Genomic DNA, 22,038 nt, shown 5'->3' with positions numbered 1-22,038 from the left:
GGCCAAGCCCTGCCGGGGATTAACCGCGCTGGGCCAGGTAGTGCTTCTTGGCCACGCGGCGGGCGATCTTGCCCGAGGAGGTCCGGTTGATCTCGTGGGCCTGCTTGAAGACGATGTCGTCCGGGGTCAGGCCGTGGTGGGCGGAGACCGCCGAGCGGATGGCCTCGGCCGCGGCGGCGTCGCCGGAGGGCTCAGCCGTATCGGCGCGCTCGACCAGCAGCACCAGCTGCTCGGTGTCCGCGCCTTCGACGGAGAACGCCGCCACGGAGTCCGGGCGCACGTGCTCGCTGGCCTCCTGGACGGTGGACTCGATGTCCTGCGGGTAGTGGTTGCGGCCGGCCACGACGATAAGGTCCTTCAGGCGGCCGGTGATGTAGAGGTGGCCGTCCAGGATGGTGCCCAGGTCGCCGGAGGCCATCCAGCGATCGTCGTCCGGGGCGCCGGCCACGCGGCTATCCGCCAGGCGCTCGCCCAGGGTGTTGCGGAAGGTCGCGGCGGTGTCCTCGTCGCGCTCCAGGTAGCCGGCGGCCATGTTCTCGCCGTGAGCCCACAGCTCGCCGATGACGCCGTCGGCGACCTCGGCCCGGGTCTCCGGGTCGACGATGGTCAGGTACTGCGGCTGCACCACCTGGCCGACGGAAGCGAAGGCCACGGTGTTCTCGGAAGCCTCCGCCACCTCGGCGCGGCCCTCGGCCAGCGCGGCGCGGTCGAAGTGGGTAATCAGCGGGCGCTCGTCGGTCTGCGGGGTGCTCACCAGGAGGGAGGCCTCCGCCAGGCCGTAGGACGGGCGCAGCGCGGTGCGCTTGAAGCCGTAGGGCTCGAAGGTGTTCAGGAAGTTGTCCACGGCGGACTCGGTGACCGGCTCGGAGCCGACGATGAGGCCGTCGATGTGGGACAGGTCCAGCTCCTCGCCGTCGGCCGGGGCGCCGTAGCGCGCGGCCAGCTCGAGCGCGAAGTTCGGGACCACGCCGTAGGTGGCCTGCAGCTTGTCATCGATCGGCTTGCGGTTGAGCTGGCCCACCCAGCGCTTCGGCTGCTGGATGAAATCGCGCGGGGACATCAGCTCGAAAGGCAGGCCCAGGATGGTCACAAACACCGTGAGGATAATGCCCATGTCGTGGTGCAGCGGCAGCCAGGTGACCAGGCGCAGCGGCATCTTCAGCTGCGCGGCGCGGAAGATCTGCAGCACGTTGGTCAGAATGGAGCGGTTGGTCAGGATCACGCCGGCCGGGGTGCGGGTGGAGCCGGAGGTGTACTGCAGGAAGGCGGGCTGGTCCAGGGGCATGACCGTGGACATCGCCAGCTGCTGCTGGCCCTCCAGGGTCGACGCCGGGTTCTGGTAGGACGCCGCCAGGCTGTCCGGCAGGGAGTCGACGGAGAGCACGCGCGGGCGCTCCCGGGAGGGCAGGTCGGCGAAGTGCTTGCGCACCGCGGCCGCCGATGCCCGGTTGGTCAGCACCAGCTTCGGCTGGGCGTCGGCGAAGACCGCCTTCAGGTGGTCCGCGTGGCCCGGCTCGTTCGGATCGTAGAGCGGAATGGGCGTCATGCCGGCGTACAGGCCGCCCAGGAAGCCGAAGAGGTACTCCGGGGAGTTGCCGGCCAGGATGGCCACCCGGTCGCCCAGCTTGCCGACCTGCTGCAGGCGGGCCGCCACGGACTTGATGCGGGTGTTGACCTCCTGGCGCGAGTAGGTCACCAGCTGGCCCTCCCGGCTCTCGGAGTAGTCCCAGAAGCGCAGGACCTTCCGGTCACCGCCGCCGGTCTGCAGATCGCCCTGGTAGAGCAATTCCGCGAGCCCGACGAGGGTCAGCTGCGGCGCGAGGGTGATCTCCCCTTGGTCGTTGAAGAACTGGCCCATGGCGGCGTGCAAATCCATGACAGTAACGCTCCTTGAAATCCGATTCGGTTTATTTTGCTACTAAAATTATCAGACTAGGCGGCCGCCGTGTTACACCAAAGGCGGCCGGTTGCCCGCAGCATTGCCGCGGGCCGTTCTTAGATGCCGTCGATGATTCCGCGGGCCCAGCCGACCACCCAGTCGTTGGCGGTGGTCCCCTCCACCACGTGCGGGTTGGAGGCGTACTGGGCGTGCACGCCGTTGGCGGCGATGAGATCGCGGGCGCGATCCAGGCCGTTGGCGGCATCGCGCGGCGCGTCGCAGATGGAGTCGTCCGGCGCGCAGATCTGGAAGGTGCGGTCCGCCAGCTCGCCGAAGCCGTTGGGGCGCGCGCCGCGCATGGTCGCGCCCGGCACGATGGGCTGAACCAGCTTGCTGATCGGCTCCAGGGCGATCTCCGCGCCGATGCCGTGAACCTCGACGCCCGGGTTGATGCCCACGCCGGGCTCGCGGCGGCCGTCGGCGATAAGCGCCACGCCGGCCACCGACTCGGCCGGGACCGCGCCCGTGCCCGCGCCGATCTGGTCGGCGACGTCGCCCAGGATGACCGCGCCCTGCGAGAAACCGGCCATGACGAACTTCGTCGCCGGGCAGGCCTCGTGCATATAGCGCAGCTCGCCCTCCAGGGTGGAGGTGCCCTCCTGGCGGGAGTCGTCGTAGGACATCTCCTCCTGGGAGTTAATGTTCTTAAACTGCGCGGTGTACGGCAGGGTCCACACCTTCACGTCCTGCGGGGCGTAGGCCTGCTGCAGCGGCTGGGAGATCGAGAGCATGAACGAGCGCGGGTTGGCGGTCGGGTTGATGGGATCGTCGTCCGCCTTGGATTCCCAGGTGCCGGGCGCGGAGATGACCTCGACTCGCGGGCACCAGTCCGGCTGCTCCGGGGCGGCCGGCTCGTCCTCGCCGGGCTGCGTGGCCGGCGGCTCCGACAGGTTGCTCGAGGAGGTGCTGTTGAAATAGTGCACCGCGGAGGCGCCCAGGATCACCAGCAGGATCACTACTGCCACCGCAGTAAGGGTCTTTTTCATGTGTTGTGCCTGTCTCGTCTAGCAGTAGACGGAGCGCGCTTCGTCCGTCAGGAACCGGGTCAGCTCTTCGTAGTCCAGCTCCGTGCGGCCCTGCTCGATGAGCTGGCCGGCAATCGCGTTCAGGGTGATGGGCTCTTCCTCCACGCAGACCCGCTGCGCGGCGGAGACCAGCTGCGTTTCCACGCCGGCCGCGTCGATATCGCGCTCGCCGACCGCGCCGAGGAAGTCGGCATCGCCCGCAGAGGCATCGGCCTCCGGGAAGGGGATTTCGGAGATCTCTTCGGCACCGCGGTCCTCCGGGGCGCGGTCGCCGGCCGGCGCGGCGGCGGAAGGCTTCGAGCTGCTTTCGGCCGACTCCGACTCGGAGGCGGATGCCGACTCGGTCTCCGAGCCGCGCTCCAACGGCGCCACCGAGGTCGGGGCCGCGGCCTCGTTATCGTTGTCGACGGTGGCGGAACCGCAGGCCGCCAGGCCCAACGATGCCGCGACGGCCAGACCCGCAATCAATTTTCGCATGGCGCTGATGGTACTCCTTCCGGCTGGCGTTTAGGACTTCTGCACGCGGCCGAAGATCTCGCTCAGGGTGCCCTTCTGGAACTTCTGGGTCAGGCCGCCGGCCGGGATCTGCTCCGTGTCCGAGGTCGGGTAGCCCATCTCGCCCTGCTCGTAGCCGCGCTTGCCCCAGTCTTCGAAGATCTTGCCGTGCATGATGAAGTGCGCGCCGGTCTTCGGGGACCAGTAGATGTTGCCGTGCTCGAACTCCTGGAAGGCGCCGCCCTTGATCTTGATCTCGTCGCTGGTCGGGAAGCCCAGGCCGGTGGTCGCGCCACCCATCTCCTTGTACTTGGCGCCGATGGCACCGTGGACGATGTGGTGGGAGTTGTCCGGGTTACGGGTCAGGATGCCGTTCTCGAACTTCTGCTGGAAGCCGCCGTTGACTTCCTGCGGCGCGGAGGTCGGGTACTTGAGATCCCCGCCTTCCCAGCCGTTCTTGCCCCAGGCCTCGACCATGTCCTTCGGGATGGCATAGGCGCCGGTCTGGGCGGTCCAGTAGATGGAACCGTTCTCAAAGTGGACGAAGCGGCCGCGCTGGTCCGGGGTCTTTTCCTCGTTGGTCAGCGGGAAGCCCAGCCAGGAGCCCGGGCCACCCATCTCGCTGTAGCGGGCGTTGATGCGACCGACCAGGGCCTTGGCACCAGTCTCCGGGGACCAGTACGCGGTGCCCGCGCTGAAGTCCTGTGCCTTGCCGTTGTCGCCGGCGTCGTATTCGTTGTTCACGCACTCGCCGATGGTGCCGGACTTGGTGGCCGCGCCGATGGCGCCGATGGCCTGGCAGTCCGCCCCGCGGTCTTCCTTGGGGATAGCCAGGGCGTCCGCGATGGACGGCCAGGCCTGCTGCATCTCAAACTGCCAGTATTCCCAGCTGTGGACGCCGGACGGGCGGAAGTGCGCCTCCGGCTCCACGCCGGCGCGCTTGGCGTAGCTCATGAAGGTCTCGCCGGACATGCGCGAGATGGCCTCCAGGCCGATGCCGGCCATGTTGGCCGGGCCCTTGGCGACGGACTCGGGGTTGCCGAAGTCGTCCTTGCCGGAGCCGGCGGAGATGTAGACCTTCATGTCCTTCAGGTTTTCGATGCCCAGCTTCGGGTCGTGGTCGATCCAGTCCTGGGAGCCCGGCGGGCCCCACATGGCGTCCGAGTTGTACCCGCCGGCGTCCATCTGCGCGGCGCGGATTGCGGCCGGCATGCCGCTGCTGGTGGTGTCCAGGTAGCCGGAGAAGGAGCCCACGAAGTCGAACAGGTGCGGGTTGCGCTCGGCCAGGTTGACCGCGGCGGTACCGCCCATGGAGATACCCGTCACGGCGCGCTTGTGGTTGGAGCGGTACTCGTTGTCCAGGATCGGCACCAGTTCCTGGGTCAGGAAGGTCTCCCACTGGTAGTGGGTGCCGTTGTCCGGGCGCTGCCAGTCAGCGTAGAAGGAGGACTCGCCGCCCACCGGCATGATCAGGTTGACGTTGCGGTCGGCGTACTGGTTCAGGATGTTGGTCTCGATGGTCCAGCCGGACTCGTCGTCGCGGGCGCGCAGGCCGTCCAGGGCCCAGACCTCCGGGAAGGTGGCCTCCGGGTTGGAGTACCAGTCACGCGCCAGCTGGATCTGGACCTTCTGCAGCTTGTCCGGCATGGCCGCGGACTTGATGTAGACCATCAGGTGGCGGTTGGTCAGGTATTCCACGCGCTCGATGTCCACGCCCTCCGGCAGGCCTTCGACGTCCGGGTAGGTGGTGTCAATCGGGGTGCGCTCCGGCGGGGCCGACGGCGCGAAGGAATCCGACAGGCTCGACCCGGACGAGGAGGAGCTGAGGTCCCCCAGGCCCTGCTGGGCGGTGGCGTTAGGCAGCAGGGCGATGCCGACGGCCAGCGCCGTGGGCAGGGCCGCGGCGGCTAGCCCGCGGCGGGTACGAGTCTGGTACGTGTTGCGCGCCTGGCGCGGGGAGGGCTTCGGAGCGGATGTGCGCATGGAGGTATCCTTGACGTTCGACTAGTAGACAGACAGCGATGGAGTCCCAGCCAAAAGAGCCAACGAGGCAGCGCCCGCCGAAAACACGGCTAGCGCACCCGGAAACTCACGCAATCCGAAGGTTCCCCTCCTCCGGAGCACGTATCTGGGTTGTTGTGCGCTCAAGTTTAAGTTCAACTTGAGACTTTTCCTAGCCGACACGCCCGAAGTCACATTCTTATCCGGAAATAGAAAAATCCCCGCGCTAGGGCTAGCGCGGGGATTTGGTTTAGTTCTGGTGCGGGTCTAGGACCGGCTTACCAAGCGTTCATCACGTTGAGGACGCGCGGCTTGGTCTTGTCCAGCTGGCGGCCGAACTGGTTCCAGTTGTGGAGGCCGACGTTCGGGTAGTCCGTGGTCAGGTTGACGCCGTCGGCGCGGGCCTTGAGCTCGTACAGGCGGGTCGAGACCATGGCGAAGGCCTCCAGCGCCGCACCCGATGCCTGGTGCTGCGGCAGGTACTTCTCATCGCCCGGGCCCGGGATACCGGAGGCCGCGGAGACGTAGACGTCCTTGCCGCGCAGGCCGGAGGTCAGGTGGAACGGGTCGTTCGCGAAGCGGCGCGGGCTGATCAGGGTGCCGTACATGGCGTTGATGTTAAACCCGCCGGCGTCCAGCATGGCCAGGCGCATGAAGGTCTGGGCGCCCGGCAGCGTGGTGGTCAGGTAGCCGGAGAAGGACATGGCCTGACGGAACTGGTTCGGGTGCTTGCTGGCTAGGACCATGGCCGAGGTGGCGCCCATGGACAGGCCCGCGATGGAGTTGTTGTTGCGGGCAACGCCGAAGTTGCGCTCCAGGTAGCCCGGCAGCTCCTGGGTCAGGAAGGTCTCCCACTTGTAGTTGACCGGGTTGGTCAGGTCGTAGGTGGCCGGGCCTTCCCAGTCAGCGTAGAAGGAGGACTCGCCGCCGACCGGCATGACCAGGGTGATGTTGTGCGGCTCGTAGGTGGCCGCGGCGTTCACGTCGTTGACCCAGGCGTTGGTGCGGTCGGTCGCGCGCAGGCCGTCCAGCAGGTAGAGGCCGGCGTTGCCTCCGCGCTTGGCCGGCTGGATCTGGACCGGGATGTTGCGGCCCATGGACTGGGACCACACGTCGCAGCGCTGGACCCACCAGCCCACACGGTCCCAGTCACAGTGGCCGGTGGCGTCGGCACGCAGGTAGTCACGCGGGGCGGCTTCGGCCCGCTGCGGGCCAGCCACGGCGAGCATGGTGACGACCATGAGGATGGCCGCGACCACTGCGGTGACCCGGCGGGACGCGCGGGAGGCGAAAGACGTCAGTGTCATGTCTCTCCTTGCTTGTGTACTTTTTTGTTTCAGTTTTTACCGAAGGGTTCCTTCAGTACGTATCGAACGCAAGCGAAGTTGCGTTAACAATCACGAATTTATAACAGTGCCTGAGATTCTAGACGATTGCTGTCAATTTGTCTCATTCCGGCAGCTGCCTGGGGACTACTTGAGGTAGTCCTGAGCGTTGTCTGTAAACTGCAGCGTCCGCCCGTCGGTCAGGGAGAACTTGATGTTTTCGAAGAACCGCCCCGTGTCCAACGGGTCGCGGTAGGTCGCGAAAAGCTTCTGGAAATCCGGGTGCTCGAGGGCCCGGCGGTTCTCAGCGACCTCATCCTTGTCGTACCACGCCGGCAGCTCCTCGATGTCCACCGCGGAGTCCGCGGCCTGCCAGGTAAGCGGCAGGGACTTGTCGTGGCCGATCCGCCCGTCCTCGATCCGCGGCTGCCGCGCCGCCAGCGGCGTGGCCAGCCCGATGTTGTCCAGCACGCGCACGTTCAGCGGCGAATGCATCGAGGACATGCCCATATTGATGAGGTATAGCGTCGGCGGGTCGTTGCGACTGTCATCGCGCCCCGCGGTCGTCCAGGCGTTGTCCTCGATCGAGTCGCCGTCCAGGTAGCGGATGGCCAGCGCGTCTCCACGCTCCAGCCCGTCGATCGCGTCATCGAAGCCGCGCAGCAGGCGCATCTTCTTAAAGTCCTCCGCGTCCTTCGGCGGGTTGCCGGGTTCCCGCTTGGTGGCGTAGGTCCAGTAGTCGCGCTCGTCGACGATGGAGATCTCGCCCTCGTAGATTTTCCAGTCCACCGGGTGCCCGCGCCAGGCCACCACCGCGGCCCAGACCGCAATCCCGGCCACGCCGGCGGCGACCCAGTAATCCCGCACCGGCAGCACGAAGACCGGCAGCAGCAGCGCGAAAAGCGGCAGCAGCAGCATGCGCCCGTGCATGAAGTCGCCGCCCACCCGCAGCACGTAGAGCAGGTGGATCAGCGCGCAGATAACCATGAGCACGACGACGACGGGCTGGCTGCGCACCGCAGAAAAGTGCGCGTCGCCGCGGAACTGGCAAACCGCCAGCGCCGCCAGCACCAGCAGAGGTAGCCAGAGCCAGTAGGGGCCGACGAAGTCGCCGAGGTAGTTGAAGCCGGCGCCCCAGGCGGCATCGGCAGCCGACTTGGCCACGGCCGTGTGCGGGGTCAGCAGGCCGTAGTAGCCCATGCGGAAAACCTGGTAGGCCAGCGGCAGCGGCAGGGCCGCCCCCAGGATGCCCGCCCAGTGCGCCGGGCGGCGGTGGGCCACCAGCAGGACGATGCCGGTCAGCCCGCCGTAGAGCGCCAGCTCCGGGCGCACCAGCCAGGACAGGCCGGCCCAGAAGGCCACCAGGTAGGGGTTCGCCCCGCGCACCCAGCGGGTCAGCAGCCACCACAAGACCGCCAGGTAGAAGATGGACAGGCCCCACTCCAGGCCGGAGGTGAAAAAGTCCCGGGCCGGCGGCAACGCCAGGTAGACCAGCGCGCCGGCGGGCAGGACCACCGCGCGCGTGGCGTGCCGGCCGCCGGTGTTATGTACCTGGGCGGTGGCCCACGTGCCGACCACCAGGGCGGCCACGGACAGCGCGATGGCCAGCCACATTGCGATGGCTTCCAGCTGGGCGCCGGTGACCAGACGGCCCAGGTAAATCAGGTACTGCCACAGGGTGGAGGTGTTGGCCTCCACCCGCTCCCCCGCGTTGAAGACCGGGCCGTTGCCGGCCAAGAGGTTGCGGACGGTGCGCAGCACGATGAGGCCGTCGTCGGCCATCCACCGGCGCTGCCACGCCGCGAAGAAGGTAATCGCCCCGATAGCTACACTGCTGGCAACCACCGAGAGGTGGGCCGCGCGGGGACTACCGATTTTTTGCATAACAGAGCAGGTTACCAGTTGTCCCCCGAATTAGATCATCGGGAAAACGTAGACCGCCATGGCAATACAAGCCAGCCACAGCAGCGCCAGAATCTGCAGGACGCGGTCCTCCAGCGCGATCTCGTCCGGCGCCCCGCCGTGGCCGCGGTCGACGTCCGCAGCGTAGCGCAGGATAGCGATGGTAAACGGCACCATCGAAACCTGGTACCAGATGCCGGCCACGCCCTCGGCCTGGCTGGACAGCTCGAAGCCCCACAGCGTGTAGGACATCACAACGGCGGTGGCCGCCAGGGTCCACACGAAACGCAGGTAGGTAGGTGTATAGCCTTCCAGGGACTTGCGGATCTTCGCGCCGGTGCTCTCCGCCAGCAGGATCTCCGAGTAGCGCTTGCCGGAGGCCATGAACAGGGAGCCGAACGCGGCGACCAGCAGGAACCACTGGGACAGCTCGATGCCCGCAGCCACACCGCCGGCCATGGTACGCAGCATGAAGCCGGAGGAGACCAGCGCGATGTCGATCACCGGCATGTGCTTCCAGCCGAAGCAGTAGCCCAGCTGCAGCGCGATATAGACCGCGATGACCAGCGCCAGCTCCACGCCCGCGGTGGCCAGCAGCGACAGGCCGATGGCGCCGACGATGAGCACCGCCGCCATGACGTAGGCCAGCTGCACCGGCAGCACGCCGGCGGCAATGGGCCGGAAGCGCTTGGTCGGGTGCGCGCGGTCCGCCTCGACGTCGCGGGCGTCGTTGATGAGGTAGATGGACGACGCGCCCATGCAAAAGACCACGAAGGCCAGCAGGACGTCCAGCAGCACGCGGCCGTGGAACAGCGCGTCCGCGCCCGCGGCGGCCGGGGCGGCCAGCACGAGCACGTTCTTGACCCACTGCTTGGGGCGCAGGGCCTTGACCATGCCGTCGGCGAGGTTCTTCGGCGGCTTGCGCTTCCGACCCGTGTCTACGCCGGAGGTGTGAGGCTCCGAGTGAAAGAAGCTCTGGTTGCCGTCATCGTGCGGATGGGCGCTCATGCGGTTTTCCTTTCCAGCCGGCTTACAACCTGCGCCGTGGTGGCGCCCAACAGGGCGCCCACGGCAGTATCAGAGGGATAATGCACCCCCAGCACCATACGCGACGCCATCATCACCGGCACGCCCAGCCAGAAGCTGCGGTTACCGGTCACGCGGGCGGCCGCCACGAGGAAGGCCGTCGTCGACGTCGAGTGCGAGGACGGGAAGGACAGGCGCGAGGGCGTTTTCACCCCGACCCGCACGTAGCTGTAGTCCGGGCGGCGCCGGCGCACCACGCGCTTAATGACTACCGATGCCGCGTGCGCGCCAAAGGCCGCCACGCCCACCCCGGCCCACTGGCGGCGCCGGGGCTTATCGATGCCCGCCGCCAGCGCCGACAGCGCCATCCAGCCGAGCGCGTGCTCACCGAAGTGGCTCAGGCCCCGCGCGGTCGGCAAAACGCAGGGCACGTCGAAGGCGACGTCCTGGATGGCCTTGAGGACGTGCGACTCGGCATCGTTGAGCTGAGAAATGCTACTCAAAGATCTTCCTCCAGGATTCGCGGCTGGTCAGCGTCGGCAGGGCGGCGCGGTAGGTGGCGCGCAGCTCGTCGAAGTTGTTTTCAATCTCCTTGAGCAGCTCGCGGGTCTGCCCCACCAGATCCTGGGCCAGCTCGCGGTCGCGCTTGCGGAAGGCCACGCCGGTGCCGCCGGCGGTCGAGACCGTCGCCGAGTCCAGGCGCGAGAGCGTGAACCAGCGCGCCTCCTCCGGCGTCAGGTTCAGCTGCGGGGCCGCGTGGTGGGCCGGGTCTTCCTTGCTGGCCAGGTGCTTGATGCTCTTAAACAGCCAGGGCAGCTTCTTGATCTTGCCCAGGCGGCCGCCGATGTTGCGGGTCGGCACGCCCGGCGCGCCCGTCGGGGCCGGCAGCTCCGCCGCCGAGGGCAGGATCTGCGCGTCGGAGTACTGCGAGCGGATCTTGTTGATCCGCGGCAGGGAGGACTCCAGGATGTCGAAGAGCTGGTCCGGGCCGGCCAAAAAGTCCCGCATGGCCTCCAGCTGGATGGCCATGGTGGAGTACTCCATGCACATGGTGTGCTTGAGCGTGGACTTGAAGATGGAGCGGGTGATCCCGCGCGGGTCGCCGTCGTGGTAGATGGCGGCCACGATCAGTCGGTTGCGCAGGTGGAAATAGGCCTGCCAGTCGATGGCGTCGTCCTTGTCCGCCCAGGCCATGTGCCAGATTGCCGCGCCCGGCCAGGTCACGGTCGGGAAGCCGGCGCGCCCGGCGCGCAGGGAGTACTCGGTGTCGTCCCACTTGATAAACAGCGGCAGCGGCTGGCCCATCTTTTCGGCCACCACGCGCGGGAACAGGCACATCCACCAGCCGTTGTATTCGACGTCGACGCGGCGGTGCAGGGCACGCGAGTCGTATTTGTTGGGGTCCTTGTGCGACTGGGCATCGCCAATAGCTGACAGCGGGTACTTGGCGAAGTCGTGGTCGTAGACCGCGTGCGGGGCCGGGCCCCACATGAAGTCGGACTTGTTGACCTGCTCGCCGGTGGTGCGCAGCTGGCTGCGCTCCTGCAGGTTGAGCATCTGGCCGCCGACGATGATGGGGCGGGCGGCGTAGCGGGCCGCCTGCACCGCGCGCAGGATGGAGTCCGGCTCGATGGCGATGTCGTCGTCCATGTAGAGGATGAACGGCGAGTCGGTGTTCTCGATGGCCTCGAACATGATGCGGGAATACCCGCCGGAGCCGCCCAGGTTGCCCTGGCGGAACTCGCGGAAGCGCTCGCCGAAGTGGGCGACGGCGGCGTCGTAGCCCGGCTCATCCGCCGGGTGCTGGTTGCCCTGGTCCGGCATGAGCACGTAGTCGATGATGCCGTCGACGACCGGGTCCTCCGCCAGCGCCTGCAGCGCTGCCACCGCGTCGGTCGGGCGGTTGAAGGTCGGGATGCCGACGGCCACGCGCTTGTCCGCGGCCGGCTGGGTGGTGCCGTCGGGCAGCACCTGCTCGCCCGGGGCGTGCGGGGCGCACCAGGCGACCTGGGAGAGCTCGGTTTCGGTCTCGGCGGTGACGTCGAACCACAGCCAGCCGCCGTCCTCGAAGTTCTTCAGCGGCAGCTCGAAGTGGTGCTCGCCGTCCTCGACCAGGTGGTTGGCCACGCCGATGCGCTGCCCGTTTTCCTTGGAGCGGTACACCGAGACGTTCGCCTGGCCGTTCACGTGCAGCGACAGCACGATGGAGTCCAGCTGCGACCAGCGGCGCCAGTAGGACGCCGGGAAGGCGTTGAAGTAGGTCTCGAAGGAGACCTCTTCGCCGGCCGGGATGGTCAGGGTGGTGCGGTCGTGCCAGCTCAGGCGCTGGCGGTTCTGCGGAGACTCAATGAGGTAGAGCATGCGCACGTCGTTCGGCTCGCCGCGCTTGGGCAGCAAGACGCGTTGCACTGCTTCATATTCCTGGGGGTAAGTCACGATGGCTTCTTTTTCTCCAAACGTTTTTTACACTCTTCTAGCGAGTAAGGGTAGTGCCCCCAGGCGCCCAGCACGTTCTCACACACGGTCATGGGTCCGAATTCACAGCCGCCCGCCCGGATGCGGCAGGCACACAAAAACCCCGCCGCCACCCCGGGATAACCGGGATGGAGCAGGGTTTTGATCGGTTTCGGGTGCACCTTAGGCCTCGACGGCAACCTTTTCGTCCACCAGGTCGATGCCCAGCTTGCCCAGCATGTAGAGCACGCGGGCTTCCAGGTCGTCGGCCAGCTCACGGGTCTGCTCGACCGTTTCGGCCGGCAGGATGTCCCAGATCTTGACGTCCTTGCCCGCCTCGTCGCGGTGAACGTCGCGGCCCAGGTAGACGATGAAGTCCGGCATGGTGACCGTCCGGGCATCGTCGAAGTGGCGCGGCTGGCCCTCGGTGAGGCCCCGCTCGGCCAAGACGTGGCTCATGTGGCTGGCGTCCTCGTTTTCCGGGTGGGACACGGCCGCATCCACCAGCAGGGCGTCGCCGGCGTGCTTCTTGGTCAGCTCCACGGCGGCCTCCGCCAGGGCGTGGTCGGTACCGGCGGCAAAGCGCACGTGAATGCGGTGCTCGCCGAAGTATTCCATCACTTCCCGCTCCACCAGGACTGGGACGAACTCTTCCAAGACCGCGCGTGCGGAGTGCTTGGCGATGACCTCGTCCAGCTTGGCATCAATCGCCTCGGCGCTGTGCGCATGCCCGAAAGCCGCGTGCAGATCCTCGCGCAGGGTGTCAAAAACTCGGTTGTTATTCATCATCGCTATTCACCTGATTTCTTGTTATTACGGCGAAGTTTCATTGTCTTCAACCACTCGAGTGAACCTTTTGTTCCCTCAAAGTTAACCTGCCGTTAACCTTAGCAGATCGCTGGGCAATTGCAAATGATGGGCCTGAACCAAGTGTTTAGCGCGGGGTGGGATCGCGAAAGCGCCGCCGCTTCTCTGTGGAAACGACGGCGCTCACGATGCCGCGTGCCGGCTACTTCTTGTCCGCCAGGCGCAGCCAGGTATCGACCACGGTGTCCGGGTTCAGCGACAGCGAGCTAATCCCCTGCTCGACCAGCCAGTCCGCCAGGTCCGGGTGGTCGCTGGGGCCTTGGCCGCAGATGCCGACGTACTTGCCCTGCTTCCGGCAGGCCTCGATGGCCCGGCCCAGCAGCACCTTGACCGCCGGGTTGCGCTCGTCGAAATCGTGGGAGACCACGCCCGAGTCGCGGTCCAGACCCAGCGTGAGCTGGGTCAGGTCGTTCGAGCCGATGGAGAAGCCGTCGAAGTACTCCAGGAACTGCTCCGGGATAAGCGCGTTGGACGGGACCTCACACATCATGATGAGCTCCAGGCCGTTCTCGCCGCGGCGCAGGCCGTTGGCGGCCAGGGCCTCGGTCACCCGGCGCGCCTCATCCGGCGTGCGCACGAACGGGATCATGATCTTGACGTTTTCCAGGCCCATCTCCTCGCGCACGATCTTCATCGCCTCACACTCCATGGCGAAGCACTCCGCGAACTCCTCGGAGACGTACCGGGAGGCGCCGCGGTAACCCAGCATCGGGTTTTCCTCGTGCGGCTCGTAGAGGTTGCCGCCCAGCAGGTTGGCGTACTCGTTGGACTTGAAGTCGGACATGCGCAGGATGACCGGGTTCGGGGCGAACGCCGCCGCGATGGTGGCCACGCCCTCGGCCACGCGCTGGACGAAGAAGTCGCGCGGCGAATCATATGCGCCGGTCAGAAGCTCCACCTCGGACTTCAGTTCCTCGTCCAGGTTGGGGTAGTCCAGCAGCGCGCGCGGGTGGATGCCGATCTGCCGGTTGACGATGAACTCCAAGCGCGCCAGGCCCACGCCGTCGTTGGGCAGGCGGGAGAAGGCGAAGGCCTGCTCCGGCGTGCCGACGTTCATCATGATCTTCGGGCCGATCTCCGGGACCTGGTCGACGTCGGTCTCGGTGACCTCGAAGTCCAGGGAGCCGTCGTAGACGTAGCCGGTATCGCCCTCCGCGCAGGAGACGGTGACCTCGCTGCCCTCGGCCAGGACCTCGGTGGCATCGCCGGTGCCGACGACGGCCGGGATACCCAGCTCGCGGGCGATGATCGCCGCGTGGCAGGTGCGACCGCCGCGGTTGGTGACAATCGCCGAGGCGCGCTTCATGATCGGCTCCCAGTCCGGGTCCGTCATGTCCGCGACCAGGACCTCGCCCGGGTTGAAGCCGTGCATCTGCTCCAGCGAGTCGAAGACGCGCACCTTGCCGGCGCCGATCTTCTGGCCGATGGCGCGGCCCTCCGCCACGACGGTGCCGCGCTTGTCCAGGCTGAAGCTCTGCAGCACGGAGCCGCGGCGGGACTGCACGGTCTCCGGGCGGGCCTGCAGGATGTAGAGCTGGCCGTCCTCACCGTCCAGGCCCCACTCGATGTCCATCGGGCGGCCGTAGTGGTCCTCGATGATAAGCGCCTGACGGGCCAGCTCCTCCACCTGCTCGTCTTGCAGGGAAAAGCGCGCGCGGTCGGCCTCGGGGGCGTCGACGAACTCGGTGGTGCGCCCGACGCTGGCGTCGTCGGTGTAGACCATCTTGGTCGCCTTCGCGCCCAGCGAGCGGGAAATGACGGCACGCTTGCCGTCGCGCAGGGCCGGCTTGTAGGCGTAGAACTCGTCCGGGTTGACCGCGCCCTGAACCACGCCCTCGCCCAGGCCGTAGGCGCTGGTGACGAAGACGACCTGGTCGAAGCCGGACTCGGTGTCCATGGTGAACATGACGCCGGAGCTACCGATGTCCGAGCGCACCATCTTCTGCACGCCCGCGCTGAGTGCTACCGCGTCGTGGTCGAAGCCGTGGTGGACGCGGTAGGCAATCGCGCGGTCGTTGTAGAGGCTGGCGAAAACCTCGCGGATGGCCACCAGGACCGCGTCGATGCCCTGGATGTTCAGGAAGGTCTCCTGCTGGCCCGCGAAGCTGGCCTCCGGCAGGTCCTCCGCCGTGGCCGAGGAGCGCACCGCAAAGCTGGCCTTGTCACCGGACTCGGCGGCCAGCTTGTCGTAGGCAGCGCGGATATCGCTCTCGATGCCCTCCGGCAGCGGGGTGTCCAGAATCTCCGCGCGGATCGCCTTGCCGGCGGCCTCCAGCTGGCGCGTGTCCTCCGTGTCCAGGCCCTCGAGCAGCTTCGAGATCCGCTCGTCCAGGTGCGTTTCCGTCAGGAAAGCGCGGTAGGCGTCCGCCGTGGTGGCAAAGCCGTCGGGGACGTTGACGTTGAGGCGGGCGAGGTTGGAGACCATCTCTCCCAGGGAGGCGTTCTTGCCGCCTACCTGCTCGACGTCGTTCATTCCGAGTTCGGAGAACCAGCGAATATTATCGCTCATATTCAGGCATCCTTAGTATTAAACGGGGTAAGTGATGGCAAGCATTGTAGTCGCCGGGTGGGCCCGCGCGGGCGAAAATCGCGTGGGCAAAAAATCACACTAGCGACCGCTCGTTATGGATAGGTGCTGCAGAATCATCGCGGACATCTCTTCAACAGACTTTGTCGAAGAATCCACGTAAGGAATCCCATTAGCCTTCATCATCGCCTTCGCGCCGCGCAGCTCGAAGCTGACCTGCTGGCGGGAGGCGTAGCGCGAATTCGGCCGGCGCTCGTTGCGCACCTGGCACAGGCGCTCCGTGCTGGTGACGATCCCGAAGAGCCGGTCCTGGTACTTGCGCACCGGCCGCGGCAGGGTGGTCGAATCGAAGTCCTCGTCCACCAGGGGGTAGTTCGCCGCGAACAGGCCGTGCTGCAGCGCCAGGTACATCGACGTCGGCGTCTTGCCGCAGCGCGACGGCGCCAGCAGGATGATGTCGGCCTGCTCCAGCGCGCGCAGGGACTGCCCGTCGTCGTGCTCGATGGCGAACTCGATGGCCTGCATACGGCTGTTGTAGCGCTGGCTGTCGGCCAGGGTGTGCAGCTGCTTGGCCCGCCGTACGCTGGTCGTGCCCAGCGCCCGCTCGACGCTGCCCAGGTAGGCGCTCAGCAGGTCGATGACCGTGGCCTTCGAGCTCAAGATGCAGTCGCGGATCTCGTCGTCGACCGCGGTCGAAAACACCAGCGGCGTGCGCCCGGCGGCGACCTGCCTATCCAGCCGGGCCACCAGCTCGCGCGCGGCCTCCAGGCTGCCCAGAAACGGCACCGTGGTGCGCGTAAACGTCAGGTGCGGGAACTGCACGAGCAGCGCGTTACCCATGGCCTCCGAGGTGATACCCGTCGAGTCCGAAACGAAGAAGACGGGCACCACCGGCTTGTCCTCGCCGTTGACGGGAGGGTGATTAATCGCATCCATGATCCCATCCTAGTCCCCCTTGAAGAAGCCTGCGGCCCGCGCTATACAGGGCCATATGAGCACTTTTGCATTAGAGAACCCGAACACCGGACGTTCCGAAGAAGAATTCCCCCGCCTCGACGATGCCGCCCGCGACGACATCCTCGACCGCTCCACCGCCGCTTTTAACGAGTGGCGCACGACCAGCATCGACGAGCGCGCCGCCATCCTGGCGCGGACTGCGGACCTGTACGAAGAGCGCATCGATAAGCTGGCCGAGCACATCGGCCGCGAGATGGGCAAACTGACCCGCTGGGCCAAGGCCGAAATCCAGATCGTGGCGGATATCTACCGCTGGTACGCCGAGCACGCCCACGAGCTGCTGGCCGACGAGCACCTGCCGGCCCAGGGCGCGCACCACACCTTCGTGCGCAAGGAGCCGCTCGGCCCGCTGCTGGGCATCATGCCGTGGAACTTCCCCTACTACCAGGTCGCGCGCTTCGCCGCGCCGAACCTGCTGCTGGGCAACACCATCGTGCTCAAGCACGCCTCCATCTGCCCGCTGTCCTCCCAGGCCTGCCAGGACCTGCTCGAGGAGGCCGGCCTGCCGCAGGACGTCTACCTGAACGTCTATGCCTCCGGCTCCCAGATGGACGCGTTTGTCGCCGATGACCGCATCAAGGGCGTGTCTCTGACCGGTTCCGAGGCCGCCGGCGCCGCCGTGGCCAAGACCGCCGGCGAGAACTACAAGAAGTCCGTCCTCGAGCTCGGCGGCAACGACCCGTTCCTCGTGCTTGACGATGCCAACCTCGACTGGGTCCTCGACCAGTTCGCCATCATCCGCATGTACAACACCGGCCAGGCCTGCAACGCGCCGAAGCGGCTAATCGTGCTGGAGGACTTCTACGACCACGCCGTCGAGTACCTGACCGAGAAGATCGGCGCCATGACCGTCGGGCCTTACGACGACGAAAACGCCGACATCGGGCCGCTGAGCTCCATCGGCGCCCGCGACGAGATCGTCGAGCGGCTGGACAAGGCCGCCGCCGACGGCACCGCCACCATCCGCGTGGGCGGTGGCAAGGTCGACCGCGACGGCGCCTACATGGAGCCGACCCTGCTGACCGACGTCGACCGCCACGCCGACATCGGCTGCAACGAGATCTTCGGCCCGGTGGCCGTCATCTACAAGGCCCGCGACATCGAAGAGGCCATCGCGATCGCCAACGACTCCGACTACGGCCTGTCCAGCTCCGTGTGGTCGACCGACCTGGAGCAGGCCAGCGCCGTGGCCGCCCGGCTTAACGACGGCATGACCTTCGTCAACGAGCACGCCGTGACCGCCGCGGGCCTGCCCTTCGGCGGCATCAACCGCTCCGGCTACGGCCGCGAGCTGGCCCGCTGGGGTGTGGGCGAATTCGTCAACGAGCACCTCTACCGCGTCAGCGGGCAGGACGATGCCGGCCAGTCCCCCGCCCTCTAATCGCCGCTAGTCTCCTAGTGGCCGCGCTCCTGCTCCAACGGCTTGCCGTCGTTGAAGTAGGGCGCGATTTTGTTGTCGAACATCGACAGCGCCGAGCCGATGGCCATGTGCATGTCCAGGTACTGGTAGGTGCCTAGGCGCCCGCCGAAGAGCACCTTGTTCTCGCGGGCCTCGGCCGCGGCGAGCTTGCGGTAGGCCTCCAGCTTGCTCCGATCCTCGGGGGTGTTAATCGGGTAATAGGGCTCGTCGCCCTTGTCGGCGAAGCGCGAGTATTCCTTCATGATGACGGTCTTGTCCTTGGGGTAGGCATCGCCGCGCTCGGGGTGGAAGTGGCGGAACTCGTGGATGCGGGTGTAGTCCACGTCGGCATCGTTGTAGTTCATCACCGGGGTGCCCTGGAAGTCGCCGGTGTTCAGGACCTCCATGTCGAAGTCCAGGGTGCGCCAGCCCAGATCGCCCTCAACGTAGTCGAAGTAGCGGTCGAGCGGGCCGGTGTAGACCACCGGCGCGTCCGGGTTGGCCGCGCGCAGCTCGTCGCGCACGTCAAACCAGTCGGTGTCCAGGCGGACCTCGATGAGCTCGTGGGAGGCCATGTTCTCCAGCCAGGCGGTGTAGCCGTCGACCGGCAGGCCCTCGTAGGTGTCGTTGAAGTAGCGGTTGTTGAAGGTGTAGCGCACCGGCAGGCGGGTGATATTCGCCGCCGGCAGATTCTTCGGGTCGGTCTGCCACTGCTTGGCCGTGTAGTTCTTGATGAAGGCCTCGTAGAGCGGGCGGCCGATGAGCGAGATCGCCTTCTCCTCGAGGTTCTTCGCTTCCTTCGGGTCGAACTCGCCGGCCTGGTCCTGGATGAGCTGGCGGGCCTCGTCCGGGCTGTAGTAGCGGCCGAAGAACTGGTTGATAAGGCCCAGGCCCATCGGGAACTGGTAGGCGGTGCCGTCGTGCATGGCGAACACGCGGTGCTGGTAGTCCGTGAAGTCGGTGAACTGGTTGACGTAGTCCCACACGCGCTTGTTGGAGGTGTGGAACAGGTGGGCGCCGTACTTATGCACCTCGATGCCGGTCTCCGGCTCCCGCTCCGAGTAGGCGTTGCCGCCCAGGTGGTTGCGGCGTTCGACGATGAGCACCTTCTTGCCCAGCTGCGAGGCCGCTCGTTCCGCGATTGTCAGGCCAAAGAAGCCGGATCCAACGATAATGAGGTCATAGTCAGTCATGCCTCCTAGCCTAAAGGAGCCCCGCCGGCCCGGCAGGTCTGCCACACGGGAAAACGGCGCGCCGCACTGTTCCCACTCGTCACATTTGTCACTCGGGTATCATTTTTCTCAATTGTTTACTATGCTTTACTGCGGACTCAGATCTGACTGATGCTTGCCGCCACCCCCTAGGCCCGGCAGGCACCACAATTTTAGGGAGAATTACCAGTGCAACTACGACGTCGACTTGTCCCCACGCAGTCGAAGTGGGCCACCCCGGTGGTGGCTATCATCGCTTCGGTGTCTGTGGTTGCCGCCGCAGTTTTCGCCGGCAACGACATCCTGAATACCCAATCTGCGGGTAACGGGCTCATCGAGACCACCACCAGCCAGGCGAACTTCGGCGACGGCGAGACCGTCGTCGTCGACGACCCGGCCATTGCCGCCCAAGGCGGCGAAGGTGGCCCCCGCGCCGTGAAGGAATTCCACCAGGACGAGCCCTTCTCCCAGTTCGCGCTGACCTGGGAAGGCGGCGACAAGGATCTTGCGGCCTTTGTGCGCCCGCAGCTTGCCGACGGCACCTGGGGCGAGTGGTACGACGCCGAGCCGCTGGGCATCGAGACCGGCGGCACCAACGGCACGGAGCTCATCTTCATCGGTGAGACCCAGGCCGTCCAGGTCTCCGTGGGCAACGTCAACCTCGGCGCCCCGGCCGAGGAGAAGCCTGCGGACAACTCCCGCGACAATTCTGCCGAGGCCCCGACAAAGGAAACCACGAGCCCGCTGCCGACCAACTATGGCGATATCGCTCCCGTCGCCGAATCCGTCGACCAGTCCGCGGGCATCGATGCCGCAGATCTGAACGCCGTCTTCATCGACGGCAACGCGCAGGAAGGCGGCATCGAGCCGACCGCCTTCGCCTCCAACGGGGCGCCGCAGGTGGTTTCCCGCGCCGGCTGGGGCGCCAACGAGGGCATCCGCTGCCAGGGCCCGACCTACGACGATCGCGTCAAGGCGCTGACCCTGCACCACACCGCGGGTAGCAACAACTACACCCGTGCACAGGCAGCCGCCCAGGTCCGCGGCATCTTCAGCTACCACGCCCAGACGCTGGGCTGGTGCGATATCGGATACAACGCACTCGTCGACAAGTACGGCACCATCTACGAGGGCCGCTACGGCGGACTAGACAAGGCCGTCCAGGGCGCCCACGTCGGCGGCTTCAACTCGAATACCTGGGGCATTTCGATGATCGGCAACTACTCCACCGCCGAGCCCACCCAGGCGATGCTTAACTCCGTCTCCGAGATCGGCGGCTGGAAGGCTGCTATCTCCGGCTTCGATCCGACCGGCAAGTCCGTTGGCCTGTACTCCGGCGGCTTCCGCGGCTCCAAGTTCCCCGCGGGCTCTACCGCCTACGTGCCGGCCTTCCACGGCCACAACGATCTGCACAACACCGCGTGCCCGGGCAACAACACCATGAATTACTGGTCCCAGATCCGCTCCAACGCGCACAAGAAGTACGAGGCCGTCAAGAGCGGCGGCAGCTACCAGCCGTCGACGCCGGCCCCGTCCACCGACAACTCCGGCGATTCGGGTAATTCCGGCAACGGCGATAACGCCGGCACGGCCGGAAACACGGGCGGCGCCGGCACCCCGGTCGAGTCCTCCGTGGGCGGGTCCTCCATGTCGACAGCCGACATCCAGGCCGCCGCCACCATCGCCGCCGCCGTCGCCGGCCTGGCGATTACCGCCGGCGCCCTGACGGTGCCGAACAAGGACCAGGAAGTCGTCGAGGGCCTGACCCTGGGCCAGGTGCCCGAGATTATCTCGAAGGTCGTCAGCTTCCTGGGCGACCCGGCACTGCAGCAGTCGTGGGGTTCCATCCTCAACGCCTTCGGGCCTCTCCTGGGCCTGCCGCAGGGCGGACTCGAGGTGCTGGATCAGGACACGTTCTACCAGCTCTTCGAGAACGGCGTCGTGCTCTCCTCCGGCGATAACTCGCAGGCCTACGCTCTGGTCGGCGAAATCGCCAAGGTCTGGGCCGAGGGCGACAACGCCCAGCAGCTGGGTATGCCGACGACGAACCAGTACTCGGTCGGTGGCAAGGCCGTCCGCGTGGACTTCGAAGGCGGCTACATCACCTACGACCCGGATACCCAGCAGGTGCAGCTCCACACCAACGATTAGCCTCCGGCGGGCACGCTGAATGGGCGTTCACGGTCTGTTCCGTGGACGCCTCTTCGCGTGTTCTTGCTGCTTTGCTGCGCGTCTGCCGCTGGGTGGGCCGCCGGCGCGCTAGGCCGGCACGCGTAGGGTGGTATCCACACCACCCGGCCACCGACCCTCGCCATCCGGCCCCGAGTCTGCGCCGGGCCGGGCCCGTCCTCGTTGGCACCGTTATGGTGCGGACACAACGTCGCCAGGTTCGCCGCATTCGTCGGACCACCCGAGTCCCACGACTGCAGGTGATGGACCTGGCACTCATCGGCACCGGCCAAACACTCCGGCCAGGCACACACCGGGTGCTCCATCAACGCCAAACGCCGCTGCTTCCACGACGCCAAACGCTCATCTCGGTAACAATTAACGGGCCCTGCTACCGGGTCAAAGACCCCGACGTAGCCGACCTGCTCAAACGCCCGGGTCACCAACTCCGCACCACTAATCACCGCCCCGTTGGTTAGCTGCACCGTAATATCCGCGGCGTCCTGACCGCCGACCAAGTGCCCGAAATCCTGAAGGTTTAACACCACGTTGGTCGTCACCGACGCGCGCACCCCAGCACCCTTGGCACCGTCGCCGTCACCATCGCCGCCGGTGAAGACCGCGCGGGCATCCTCGACGGTGCGTACTTGGGCTTTGATATCGGCGACGAGGCCGGCGTCG

General features: G+C 66.6%; 16 protein-coding genes. 2 read left to right on the top strand and 14 right to left on the bottom strand.

From position 1 onward, the window contains the following. Positions 1-19: 19 nt before the first annotated feature. The 12 genes from ACEE23_RS09935 to ACEE23_RS09880 form a co-directional block, all read right to left on the bottom strand. Positions 20-1,876 (bottom strand): FadD32-like long-chain-fatty-acid--AMP ligase, encoded by a 1,857-nt coding sequence (locus ACEE23_RS09935; protein WP_448872380.1) that lies wholly within the window; start codon positions 1,874-1,876, stop codon positions 20-22. Positions 1,877-1,995: 119 nt separating this feature from the next. After that, the gene (locus ACEE23_RS09930; protein WP_448872378.1) at positions 1,996-2,925 is read right to left on the bottom strand and encodes a cutinase family protein; all 930 of its coding nucleotides are present in this window, start codon (positions 2,923-2,925) and stop codon (positions 1,996-1,998) included. A gap of 18 nt (positions 2,926-2,943) precedes the next feature. Further along, positions 2,944-3,441, bottom strand: coding sequence for a hypothetical protein (locus ACEE23_RS09925; RefSeq protein ID WP_368519994.1), 498 nt, complete (start codon positions 3,439-3,441; stop codon positions 2,944-2,946). Positions 3,442-3,471: 30 nt separating this feature from the next. Further along, complete coding sequence (locus tag ACEE23_RS09920; protein ID WP_368519995.1) at positions 3,472-5,442, bottom strand: alpha/beta hydrolase-fold protein; 1,971 nt, start codon at positions 5,440-5,442, stop codon at positions 3,472-3,474. A 296-nt stretch (positions 5,443-5,738) separates the two neighbouring features. Continuing rightward, positions 5,739-6,767: an alpha/beta hydrolase gene (locus tag ACEE23_RS09915; protein ID WP_368519996.1), complete on the bottom strand. Its 1,029-nt coding sequence runs from the start codon at positions 6,765-6,767 to the stop codon at positions 5,739-5,741. 165 nt (positions 6,768-6,932) lie between these two features. Then, positions 6,933-8,669, bottom strand: coding sequence for a flagellar motor control protein ZomB (gene zomB, locus ACEE23_RS09910; protein WP_448872375.1), 1,737 nt, complete (start codon positions 8,667-8,669; stop codon positions 6,933-6,935). A 30-nt stretch (positions 8,670-8,699) separates the two neighbouring features. After that, positions 8,700-9,695: a decaprenyl-phosphate phosphoribosyltransferase gene (locus ACEE23_RS09905; protein WP_296203425.1), complete on the bottom strand. Its 996-nt coding sequence runs from the start codon at positions 9,693-9,695 to the stop codon at positions 8,700-8,702. Next, on the bottom strand, positions 9,692-10,216 hold the full coding sequence (locus tag ACEE23_RS09900) for a phosphatase PAP2 family protein (protein WP_368519998.1): 525 nt from the start codon (positions 10,214-10,216) through the stop codon (positions 9,692-9,694). Before ACEE23_RS09900 ends, ACEE23_RS09905 begins: the two co-directional genes overlap by 4 nt. Beyond that, positions 10,209-12,149: a glycosyltransferase gene (locus ACEE23_RS09895; RefSeq protein WP_368519999.1), complete on the bottom strand. Its 1,941-nt coding sequence runs from the start codon at positions 12,147-12,149 to the stop codon at positions 10,209-10,211. Before ACEE23_RS09895 ends, ACEE23_RS09900 begins: the two co-directional genes overlap by 8 nt. Before the next feature lie 201 nt (positions 12,150-12,350). Continuing rightward, on the bottom strand, positions 12,351-12,956 hold the full coding sequence (locus ACEE23_RS09890) for a three-helix bundle dimerization domain-containing protein (protein WP_409338214.1): 606 nt from the start codon (positions 12,954-12,956) through the stop codon (positions 12,351-12,353). Positions 12,957-13,176: 220 nt separating this feature from the next. Beyond that, entirely contained in the window at positions 13,177-15,543 is a 2,367-nt protein-coding gene (ppsA, locus tag ACEE23_RS09885) for a phosphoenolpyruvate synthase (RefSeq protein WP_368520000.1), read from the bottom strand. 99 nt (positions 15,544-15,642) lie between these two features. After that, the gene (locus ACEE23_RS09880; RefSeq protein WP_368520001.1) at positions 15,643-16,497 is read right to left on the bottom strand and encodes a pyruvate, water dikinase regulatory protein; all 855 of its coding nucleotides are present in this window, start codon (positions 16,495-16,497) and stop codon (positions 15,643-15,645) included. 55 nt (positions 16,498-16,552) lie between these two features. Between ACEE23_RS09880 and ACEE23_RS09875 the strand changes: the two genes are divergently transcribed. Then, complete coding sequence (locus ACEE23_RS09875; protein ID WP_368521314.1) at positions 16,553-17,959, top strand: NAD-dependent succinate-semialdehyde dehydrogenase; 1,407 nt, start codon at positions 16,553-16,555, stop codon at positions 17,957-17,959. A gap of 14 nt (positions 17,960-17,973) precedes the next feature. Here ACEE23_RS09875 and glf read toward each other — a convergent pair whose 3' ends face one another. Further along, positions 17,974-19,170 (bottom strand): UDP-galactopyranose mutase, encoded by a 1,197-nt coding sequence (gene glf / locus ACEE23_RS09870; RefSeq protein ID WP_368520003.1) that lies wholly within the window; start codon positions 19,168-19,170, stop codon positions 17,974-17,976. Positions 19,171-19,449: 279 nt separating this feature from the next. Here glf and ACEE23_RS09865 point away from each other — a divergent pair, with 279 nt between their 5' ends. After that, complete coding sequence (locus ACEE23_RS09865; RefSeq protein ID WP_448872370.1) at positions 19,450-21,339, top strand: N-acetylmuramoyl-L-alanine amidase; 1,890 nt, start codon at positions 19,450-19,452, stop codon at positions 21,337-21,339. Here the strand turns inward: ACEE23_RS09865 and ACEE23_RS09860 are convergent. Further along, positions 21,336-22,038, bottom strand: a 703-nt coding sequence (locus ACEE23_RS09860; protein WP_448872368.1) for an HNH endonuclease signature motif containing protein, incomplete at its 5' end; no start/stop codon positions are given. The genes ACEE23_RS09865 and ACEE23_RS09860 overlap by 4 nt on opposite strands.

This window comes from Corynebacterium sp. 32222D000AT (assembly GCF_053546955.1).
This window is presented reverse-complemented; position numbering and strand designations above follow the sequence as displayed.